The following is a 9742-nucleotide window of genomic DNA, read 5'->3' as shown; positions in this document are numbered from 1 at the left end:
TTGTATTTTATTTGCTCCCAATGCTCCCCAACAGAATCCCGTTGAAGATATTTGGTTACAAGCTAAAAACTTTTTAAGAAAGTATTGGTATTTATGTAGGTCTTTTAAGATTGTCAAATTTTTATTTGAGTTTTTTACTAACGAACATAAATTTGATTTCCCCAAAATATGTCAATATACTTACACACAGAAAATCATTTAGGATTGCTCTAAATATAGAAAATCATTTAGGATTGCTATATATCCTCCGACAAATACTGAATGTGGTTTCTCAGCAAATATCGCTCTGGCTTCAGTTCCAGAGATAAACGACGGAATGACGATCGCCGCTCCATCTTTGTGTCCCTTGTCTGAATTGGTAATTGAAATAGTTTTGAGTTTATTAGCTTGCTCGACAGGAATGCTCGGGTAAAGTTTAGTGTGGTTTAACATGGTAGTTTTTGGCGATCGAGTAAAATTGGTTACTTCTCAGAAACAGAAGCTGTGGATATTTCTCTGTTTCTGAGAGAACTAAATCTGGATGAGACGAATACGGTTTTTGGGCATTCGTTGGAGATTGGTAGTAACTCTGGGACTTTTACCGTCACAAACGGCAAGCATGAAATTAGCTTCTTCACTCATGGCAATATCGGAAGCGGGATATTCACCAACATCGACAATCGGATACCCTAGATTATCCTTGTTACCGCTTTGATAAACAGTAACTCTAGGATATTCTAAGATAAACAATATTCCTAAAGCAATTTCGTCAAAGTCGCTAAAGTTTCCTACCAAAATCTCGGCGTTAAGCCCAACTACTTTACAGATTCTTAGGCTGACTTGAGGAGGAATTATTTTTAGATTTTCCGGTCCCGTGAAAAATACTTTCATTCGATCAAACTCCTATTTGATTTGATTAACATTGAATTTCCATAGAAACAGGAAACAGGAACAGTTACCTGAATTGTTTCTGCTCTGTTTCTTGTTTCTGTTTTTGTTTTTGTTTCTGGCTAAACCCTGACTAAACTCTGGCTAAACTCGGATAATGCGAATCCGATTGGGTGGCATCCGTTGTAGATTGGCTGCGACACCGCGACTTTTGCCGTCGTAGACCGCAAGCATATAGTCAGCTTGTTTGCTCATGAAGATATCTTGAGCCGGATACTGACCAACAAAGACAAGCGGGTATTCAAAACAGAGATTGCTGCCAGTTTCATAAACCGTGACTTTGGGATACCTCAAAATCGTTAAAAAAACTAGGGCGAGTTGGTCAAATCCGGGATAGTTGCCGATTAAAATTTCGGCATCTAGTTTGGTTATATTGTGAATCCTTGTCCACATTTCATCGTTCATCTTCTGCAAATGCTCGGTTCCTGTGAGAAAGACTTTCATAGCTGTAGGGTAGAGTTCGGAAACACTACCCTATAGCGAAGCTCCTCATTGGCAAACTGAATTGAACAGGATTGTTACAAATGTCTGAGAACGTGACCAATTCGATCGTACTTACTGGTTTGATAGTCGTAAATGCCAAAGCCTTTCTGGGAATAGTTATTACCGAAAGCTGAGATAACGCAATAGTGGCGGTAGTAGGGGAATAACTCTTCACCGAGAACAGGCTCGATATATTCCACTTCGTACAACATTTTCGCGGTTAGTTTTGCTAATTGTTCTTGGCTTTGTTCCAAAAATCCAAAAGTATGTGGCATTTTTCAACTTGAGAAAGTTGCAGTCCAACAGCGAAGCACTATCCAGAATCATGAGTGTAATGTTGTATTAACGAATCAAAGGAAGGATGCAGATGTGAAACCTGCATCCGTAAAGAAAAGCCAAACTAAATCTAGAAACCTGGATGCTGTCTGAACCTTAACTCTGATGGAAATTCGTTGATATCGGTATGGTCTTTAACCTTGACCGAGTAATTAGTTATTGCAACACCATCAATGTAGGGAGAACTATCGATCGGATTAGAGCCCAGTTGTTTAACACTGACTGGAATTTTCGCGAGCTGACATTGTTGAACGATCGATCGCAACCAATCTAGATGGCAGGGTCGGGCATCGCTGCGTTTCCAGGCTGATTCACCCCCCGCAATTACCCAATTTACCACCATCGGTTTTCCAATTCGATGGTCGCCTCGAAACTCGCAGGTTTGGCAGCCGACACAGATGCCCAAATACTTGCGGAGGTCAATGCGCTCCAACAACGGCTCACAGCTAATGAACCGGATGTGGGCTACTGTATCTCTTACATCAAGGATGCGATCGGCTACTTCCTGGTTTTCGACACTGGTTCCAATCCAAAGATTTTTGAGCGGAAATTCCAACTTCTCAAAGTAATCTTTCAGTTGCTCCAGTGATTGCCAGAGTCGTTTGGGGATTTCGGTTTCCTTCCAGAAATATTTGGCTGCTTCATACAAACGACCTGCTGTTAATTCGTCTATGTAGGCTTTCACGGTTTCAGGTCGCTTGCTCAGAAACAGGAATTGGTGCTCGTTTGCGATTGCCATTACCGCAAACATCCGATCGAGCCATTCTCGTTTGACATTATGATGCCCTGGATCACTCATTGATAAGAAGAAAAGTTGCAGGGTTTTCAACTTAAACGGTTTAGTTAGCTGTGACGGCACAAAGGCAATTTTCCCGTTCCATTCCTTAACTTCTTGATACTGAGGAAATTGCTGTAACCGTGCAGATTTAGCGAGGTTTGCTGCATAACAATTTTTGCATCCGGGACTTTTTGGTACGCGAGAGCATCCTACGATAGGATTCCAAACATCTGTTGCCCAAGAAATTTTAGTTCCCATTGTTTTTGTTCTCCCTTTTGTGGTTACTTTTATGTGTCAATCGACTGATTTAGACTTTGACTCTGGCTTTTTAAAAAAGCTGGGGATTGCTCCCCAACTCTTTCAGCTAAACGACAGATTACTTAGCAGACTTGATTTGCTTTGCAGACGTTGTGGTCACATTGATTGCTGACTGTTGCTCAGCTTCAGGCAATGTTACTGGTGCTTGAGACTGAGGCATTGAGGCAACGCACATTTGCTCATTTTCGACTAGCCGAGGGTCTTCACAACAGATGAATCCTTGAGTTTCGGCCTCATGAACTTGACGTGCTGCTTTAAGAGCTGCTTCATCTAAAGCTCCATTTGGCGGACGAATGGAAACTGAGACTGCGTAATAGGCTCCATATTCGCGACTTTCCTGCTTAATCAATTCAAAACGGAAAATGTTGGTGAATAGAGCATCAGCAGCTTTCGATCGAGCATACTCCTCGTAACCCCCTGGCATTCCCTCTTCAACCCAAGAATTGAATGCTTGCTGACTGAAGCTCTCAACCAGAGTTTTTAACTTGTCTCGTGACTGCCGATGAATCAAGAAAGTTGACAGTTCAGAACAATTGGCATGAAAGAACTCTTTCATACCTCCGCTTACTGGGAATCCCCAGATTTCGGTGAATTGTTCATTCACATAATTTGGCTCAAAAGTTAGAATCTTTGAGCCGATCGAACAAACAGCCATTTCAACAAATTTTCCACGGCTTAATTTCCTTTCTTGGACTTCGAGAATGTTTAAGCCTTTCGTGTCTCCGGTAACGAAGACGCCAAAATCCCTCGAACAGTTAGCCCTGTAACGGCTAGGGACACCGGGGATTCTAAATGCGTGTCCGTCTACGATAATTGGATTCTGCATGGTTTTTGCTTCAGATTAAGTTTCAGTTCAGGTTTCATTTTTTGTTTCTAGTTTCTGTTTCTATATGAGAAATAAGAAACTCAAAGCCCAACAGCGAAGCATTACGTCAATTGGAAGTTAGCCAAAGTTTTTATGATTTTAAGTTCTGTATTGACCAATAGCTTCGATGTTTAGCTTTCCATATTTTAACGGTTTAATTGATGGACATAAACCGCTAATTTGGGTACTTGAAACTCGGTCTTCTTGAGTTCGATCGCCCGCTGTTTTTGCAGATTTTTCAAATGTTCAGAAGTCAGAAACGTTTCTAATTTTGCTTCTGCTTCTTCAAGTTGAGTTTGAAGTTCAGCGATGAAAGCTTTAGAAGATTCGATCGATTCAGCATTAGATCGGCAGAGGTTTTCATATTCCCGTGCAATGTCCTCATCTAGGCGCTGAATGGGAAGGATTTGGTCATCGTATTGATTCCGAAACTGAATGACAATTTTGGCATTGGCATCGTTATAGACAATCTGTTTCCGAGACTGTTGAGATTGAAGAACATCAAAGCCTTCAACAATAGCATCAGGTTCGATTGCTTCAGCCTCAGCTTTAAGAGCTTCAATTTTGCTGCGAATTTCAGCAATTCTCTGTAAATACGGTGTAGAAACGACAGGAATATTCATGTTAGAATTTGCTGGGTAAATATGGTAGTCACCGATGACATAGGAACAGAGTTTTGATTTGTTTTTAATCTGTTTCTATGTCATCGGATTTTTTAACTTTTCGCGCTGCTAGCAGGGGCTACCAATCAAGTGCTGCAATAGCGGCTTGTTCAGGAGTCCCATCAAAAGCATCTTCAAGTGGAGATGGATAGTCGGTGGCTGTTAATTCAGCAGCTAAGTTAACAGCAGCTAATTGAGAATCGAGTTAAAACTGAGCCGTATCATGAGCGACCCGATCTTCATACATAACGCCTTGGTCGTACTCTTCCTCTGGGAAGAAAGAGCCATCAAGCTCAGGCAAATAACGCTCAAAATGTTTAAAGTCCTGATGGATAAACCATTCGGGCTGGAGTTCGATCGACTCAAGATGATTCTCAATCCATTTGAGGAAAGCAAACTTAACTTGCTCAGTTGTGAATGCTGCGGACTGTTGACAATCAAGTGCTTGGAGCCGATCGACAATTTCATCCAAATTAATCAGTTTGCCGATCGCTTCTTCAAGAATTATGTCCGAAGCTTTCCAGGGAATCTGTGCATTGAACCCTACAGTTCTCCAATCTGGAGTTTCGATTTGTGGTAAACTTGATGTGGAAGAAGTGGAAGATGGTAGGATTGACATAGTTGTTACTTTAATAAAGAACCAGTTCCCCAAAGCGAAGCACCCCCCGCGATAGTTTTGGGGTATTTTTTTGCTATTCTTGGCAATATGGTGCACAGAAACATCATTGCTCCTCACCAGAGCAAAACACGAAGATGTTTCTGTGTCTCGAATGTTTTTAGATTGCTTCTAGAAATTCTGTTTCTGTTTGTGTTTCTAAATCTAACTCTGGCTCTGGCTCTAAATATTCAGAGTCAACGTTAAAGTCAGAGTGAAATTCAGACTCAGATTCAGGTTCCGGGTTAACAAGGAAGTCAGGTTCAGATGAAGAATCAAAGCCGCGCTTGTGTTTTGGTTGTGGCTCTGAATAATTGGAACTAAAATCAGAATCAGGTTCGGTCGGATCGAGAGATTCGCTAGCGTTTGCAGCAACATTGAGAAGATAAAGAAGGCTGGCAGCACCGACTACGGTGAATTGAGTCGTTTGTGGTCGCTTGCCATTAATCGATCGCTTGATGAGATAGGAGCGACTACTTATTTGATCGCAACTGACGATTTCACCACGGTCGATCGCAGCCTTAGCAAGTTTGGCAATGCGTGAATGGATGTGAGTCATTACAATTTTTTTGGTTTTTGGCATGATTCTTGAGTGTAGGTTTGAGATGGTAAATTATGAAAAAAACTCTCTCACTTCTGGCTTTTGTACCTGAAGCAAGAGAGTTTTGAAAGTAGAAATTTTGAACTAAATTTGAACTAGCTAGAAGAGACTTAACTGATGGTGGCTGGGTTCAATAATTAGGTATTTACGTTCAGCGGGAATGTACTGATAAATGAGCAAATTCTTCTGTTTAGCCATGTCGAAAGTGGTGGCAGTTCCTCCCCCCATACCATGAGGATCGCCACTAAAAACAGCCAAGCAGATATCCGATCGTTTGACCATCCAAGAGTTGCGTGCTTGCATGACACCCGCACTGTAATTTTTGTAAAGACAGACGTGATCCGTTGCTTGTGCCAGCAATTTCTTGTAATGACTTTGCTGACGAGGTTTCCAGAGTATATGTTGGTCAGCACAGGGCAGTATCGCTGTCCAGTTCAGCTTTTTATAAATCAAAACTTCAGCAGCTAACTGGTCTACACCAAGTGCCATGCCACAAAAAAACTTTTTGACACCTTGATTAACTGCCATCATGATTAGTTTTTCGATGTATGGTTTAAAACCTTGCGTATTAATCCAGCGATGTCCGGTAATCATTGCCGTGTTATATTTTTTCGGTTCAAAGAGTTCAGAGTATTCAGAGAAACCGTATTGAGTCTCACGATTGAGAGTCCGATCGATATGTTGAAGAAGTGCAGGAATTTTAGTTGTTGCCATGACTTGTGAGTTGTTACATCCAAGAAGAATCAACAACTCACAGCGAAGCATTACTAATTTTTTTGATTGTGTTAATAAACTTGTCGGATTGTCAGGTTTAAACGACCATTATTTTTTAACAAATTGGAGGTTTTGGGAATAATCCTTTGAACTCCGTGATAGGCTAAACGGCTGTCACCATGCAGGATTAAAGCATCTCCCGATCGCAAAATGATGCCCTTTAATGGATCTGTGCGACTGCGGTTGCTGCCGATAACGAAACTGCAATCGTCACCGATAGATATCGAAATGATGCAGGGTTTGAGATTTTGCTCGGTATTATCTTGGTGCAAGCCTAACTTACTTTTGATGTTTGCTGGATAAAAGTTGATTAGGCAAGTTTCGGGCTGATAATCAAATTCACCCACTAATTTAGCTAAACTTTGAGCAATGTCTATCAACTCTGTCGGCATTGCTGCGAACGGTTGATTATTCACAGGATTGATTTTTGAGTAGCGGTAGCCAGTTCGATCGGACAGCCAGCCAACTATTCCGCAACTGGTTTGGCTACAGTTAAATTTTTGACCAGTGGCCATAACAGGAATTATCATTCCGCCATTAACTTTGGCAATGTTTCGGGTAATTTCAACGAGATTTTGTTGCTCTGAGACAGAGAAATAGCTTTTTAAGTGCAGCATAGGTTTATTTAGAGGGTAGAAATCGACTTTTCAACGCGAAGCGCTGTTGTTGCGGGAAATAAAAAAAGCTCTAGCGCAGGCTAGAGATTATCTTCTATTTACATTCTTTATCTTTGCGGATCGCATATTCGCCTTCATTGCCAAAAACTCCGCCTCTGACGAGACAAAACTTCTTCAACGACCAAGGATGGCTGAAGGTGATGCTTCCATGCTGGCCATAACTGCCACCAATGCCAGCATTCGTCTCGCTAGACCAACTCACCAAAGTTGCTCTATCAGCTCCGGCTTTGCCAGCAACTTTGGCATCAATACCACGAAATGTGGATTTAATAACAATACCTTTTGGCAAAGGCATTGGCTTGCCACAAACACCATCTAAACATTCTGCAATACCTGGGTTTTCGCCAGCAAATATCGCAACCGATCGAACTTGTCCGTAATTGATGATGGCATCATAGCGAGATTGCTTAGCGGTCTGGTGTAACTGTAGCAATGCTCCCGTAACTTTGGCATTGGCTATAATTCTGACAGTTGTCGGCACCGCGAAAGTAGTTAACAAAGAAACGATAGTCATCGAAGTTAAAAGTTCAGTTAATTTCATATTGTGAATTCCTGATATAACAAAATAAATTTACTCACCTCTTCATCGCGAAGCGCCTCACAGAGCAACTTCTTGCTCTGGACTTTGCTGTGTTCAAAGTTTCCTGGCGCTCTAAAAAAAAACTCCAAAGCCACGAGGACTTCGGAGTTTTCTTTACGACCAGTTCGATCGGCTAGAAGAGATCGCCATTATCGAATTCTTGCGCTGCCATTGCCATTGCTGCACCATTAGCACTACCATTACCATTAGTATTGCCATTGCCATTGCCATTGCCATTGCTCTTGCTAGTAGCTGCTTGAAGTTTATTAGCAGCCATAGCATTCTTTTTGGCATAATAGTTCGATCGGAGATTGAGCAATTCATTCTCTGCGAACTCTAAGGATTTAGCCAAAGCAACGATTTCAACATAAGTCATATCATGGATTTCATGGGCTTTCCATTCAACCTCAAATACTTCGTAGCCACGAAACTCAAGGTCTTTGTATTCCTCTTTGTTAGTTGCTCGATATTCTTCCCAAGCGAGAATACGAAAAGCATCAATTAACACAGAACGTTTTTTGCCAGTTTTGGAAGGAAATACGATAGCCATAATAAATCTCTAAAAAGTGTAAAGAATTTGAACAGAAGCCAGAAACTTAGCTCATCTCCCCATCGCGAAGCGCACCTAACAGACAAACAACTGGGAAAATCTTGAAAAATTACGGAATTAGTGAGAAACCTCAAAGCAACAAACTTCGAGGTTTCTCTGAATTAATGGAATCGATCGACTGAACTAGAAAGGGGCTTCATCATATTTTGGCAAAGGCTTAGACTCACCAGAATTACCAGAATCACTAGAATTACCCGACTCAGAATTTAGTTGCGTGACTGTTTCTGGTAAGGTCTGCGAAGAAATCTGTGAAGATGCAGAACCATTGCTACCATTGGAATTTGAGGAGCGAGGCATATTACTTTTCTTGGCGTAATAGTTCGAGCGGAGATTGAGCAAGTCATTCTCTGCGAACTCTAAGGATTCGGCGAATGCTACAATTTCGGCATAAGTATACTGATGGATTTCATGGACTTTCCATTCAGCCTCAAAGACTTCGTAGCCACCATAGGAAAGATCTTTGAGTGATTCTTTGTTGACAGCTCGATACTCTTCCCAAGCGAGAATACGGAGGGCATCTACTAACAGACTACGTTTTTTGGCAGTTTTGGAAAGAAAAGTAATAGTCATGACAAACCTCTAAAAGTGTAAAGAACTTGGACAAAAGCTAAGAAACCTAGCTCATTTCCCCATCGCGAAGCGCACCTAACGAGAGACTTTAAGTACCAGAATCTGCGGATGTTAGATGGATTTAAGGTTGATCGGATGAAGAAATAAACTAGAAAACTTATTAAAAGCTGGGAAAAGCTATGAAAAATAAAGCGACTAAGTTTCCTTAATTGCTTTAAAAAGCTACTAATCAATCGGGGCCATCATCTGCGATCGATAACCCTTAGCTTCGTTTAGTTTCCACAAAACTAAACTAAACCGCTCTTCACTCAGGATGCGGGGGACGGCATGGGAAAGCTTGCAGTTAAATTTCACAATGTCTCCATCATTCAACACATGAGTTTTGCCATCAATGACAAACTCTGCTACGCCAAGATTGAGAGATACAGCCATTGGTTGTGCATAGTCGTGATCTCTGTGAGGGACAATCAGCCCACAACTCCCGCCTCTCTCTTTGCCGTGATAGGTCAACAAACCTATGTCACAGCCAGCATAAATGCGTTGGCAAAGGTCATAAAGTCTTATGTTGAAATAGCCAGGGCTAACTTGACCGTTGCCGAGATGGACTGTGTTAAATAGCCCCAGTTCTAAGCTTTTTTGGTTAGAGAACTGTAGCTATATTCCATTTCACAAATCAAACTTCTCAAATACTCTTTGAATTCAGATATATTTGGAATAATTTTCTTAATCTTTTCCATGATGTTAGGCTCCTGTGAGAAGGATTTACTCATATCTTTATGGCGAAGCCTCTTAACAGATTACTTCATGGCACTGAACAGAAGTGTTGAATGATAGGAAAAGATTGCTAAAGTTGGCAGAGCAATGTATAATTGTAGACTTATAAATTATTAATAATCAACTAAAATG

The 9742-nt window shown here is 41.2% G+C and carries 15 protein-coding genes and 1 pseudogene; 1 reads left to right on the top strand and 15 read right to left on the bottom strand.

Annotation, left to right across the window (positions count from 1 at the left end; genetic code table 11):
* Window positions 1-202: pseudogene (locus E5S67_RS32855) on the top strand (IS630 family transposase); the annotation flags it as partial.
* Here E5S67_RS32855 and E5S67_RS29585 read toward each other — a convergent pair.
* The 15 genes from E5S67_RS29585 to E5S67_RS29515 all read right to left on the bottom strand — a co-directional run bounded on the left by E5S67_RS29585 (window position 199) and on the right by E5S67_RS29515 (window position 9268).
* Complete coding sequence (locus E5S67_RS29585; protein ID WP_172192701.1) at window positions 199-432, bottom strand: hypothetical protein; 234 nt, start codon at window positions 430-432, stop codon at window positions 199-201. The pseudogene E5S67_RS32855 and the gene E5S67_RS29585 sit on opposite strands and share 4 nt — an antisense overlap.
* Window positions 433-510: 78 nt before the next feature.
* Window positions 511-870, bottom strand: a complete 360-nt coding sequence (locus E5S67_RS29580; protein ID WP_172192699.1) for a hypothetical protein — start codon at window positions 868-870, stop codon at window positions 511-513.
* A 141-nt stretch (window positions 871-1011) separates the two neighbouring features.
* Window positions 1012-1371: a hypothetical protein gene (locus E5S67_RS29575; protein ID WP_172192697.1), complete on the bottom strand. Its 360-nt coding sequence runs from the start codon at window positions 1369-1371 to the stop codon at window positions 1012-1014.
* A 74-nt stretch (window positions 1372-1445) separates the two neighbouring features.
* Window positions 1446-1685, bottom strand: a complete 240-nt coding sequence (locus E5S67_RS29570) for a hypothetical protein (protein WP_172192695.1) — start codon at window positions 1683-1685, stop codon at window positions 1446-1448.
* Between the two features lie 131 nt (window positions 1686-1816).
* A complete protein-coding gene (locus tag E5S67_RS29565; protein ID WP_172192693.1) occupies window positions 1817-2782 on the bottom strand; it encodes a DUF5131 family protein in 966 nt (321 codons plus the stop codon).
* A gap of 118 nt (window positions 2783-2900) precedes the next feature.
* Entirely contained in the window at window positions 2901-3668 is a 768-nt protein-coding gene (locus E5S67_RS29560) for a hypothetical protein (protein ID WP_172192691.1), read from the bottom strand.
* Between the two features lie 185 nt (window positions 3669-3853).
* Window positions 3854-4330: a hypothetical protein gene (locus E5S67_RS29555; RefSeq protein ID WP_172192689.1), complete on the bottom strand. Its 477-nt coding sequence runs from the start codon at window positions 4328-4330 to the stop codon at window positions 3854-3856.
* 244 nt (window positions 4331-4574) lie between these two features.
* Window positions 4575-4988, bottom strand: a complete 414-nt coding sequence (locus tag E5S67_RS29550; protein ID WP_172192687.1) for a hypothetical protein — start codon at window positions 4986-4988, stop codon at window positions 4575-4577.
* A 157-nt stretch (window positions 4989-5145) separates the two neighbouring features.
* Window positions 5146-5607, bottom strand: a complete 462-nt coding sequence (locus E5S67_RS29545; protein ID WP_172192685.1) for a hypothetical protein — start codon at window positions 5605-5607, stop codon at window positions 5146-5148.
* A 117-nt stretch (window positions 5608-5724) separates the two neighbouring features.
* Window positions 5725-6339 (bottom strand): SLOG family protein, encoded by a 615-nt coding sequence (locus E5S67_RS29540; RefSeq protein ID WP_216670799.1) that lies wholly within the window; start codon window positions 6337-6339, stop codon window positions 5725-5727.
* Between the two features lie 71 nt (window positions 6340-6410).
* Window positions 6411-7016, bottom strand: coding sequence for an alpha-ketoglutarate-dependent dioxygenase AlkB (locus E5S67_RS29535; RefSeq protein ID WP_172192683.1), 606 nt, complete (start codon window positions 7014-7016; stop codon window positions 6411-6413).
* A gap of 94 nt (window positions 7017-7110) precedes the next feature.
* Entirely contained in the window at window positions 7111-7617 is a 507-nt protein-coding gene (locus tag E5S67_RS29530) for a pilus assembly FimT family protein (RefSeq protein WP_172192681.1), read from the bottom strand.
* A gap of 172 nt (window positions 7618-7789) precedes the next feature.
* On the bottom strand, window positions 7790-8206 hold the full coding sequence (locus E5S67_RS29525; RefSeq protein ID WP_172192675.1) for a hypothetical protein: 417 nt from the start codon (window positions 8204-8206) through the stop codon (window positions 7790-7792).
* Between the two features lie 183 nt (window positions 8207-8389).
* Complete coding sequence (locus tag E5S67_RS29520; protein WP_172192679.1) at window positions 8390-8836, bottom strand: hypothetical protein; 447 nt, start codon at window positions 8834-8836, stop codon at window positions 8390-8392.
* Window positions 8837-9061: 225 nt separating this feature from the next.
* The gene (locus E5S67_RS29515) at window positions 9062-9268 is read right to left on the bottom strand and encodes a cupin domain-containing protein (protein WP_172192677.1); all 207 of its coding nucleotides are present in this window, start codon (window positions 9266-9268) and stop codon (window positions 9062-9064) included.
* Between the last annotated feature and the right edge of the window lie 474 nt (window positions 9269-9742).

Origin of the sequence: Microcoleus asticus IPMA8 (assembly GCF_013179805.1) — a bacterium.
Taxonomy (GTDB): Bacteria; Cyanobacteriota; Cyanobacteriia; order Cyanobacteriales; family Microcoleaceae; genus Microcoleus; species Microcoleus asticus.
The sequence above is the reverse complement of the archived record's forward strand: the minus strand, read 5'-3'. Positions and strand labels throughout refer to the sequence as shown.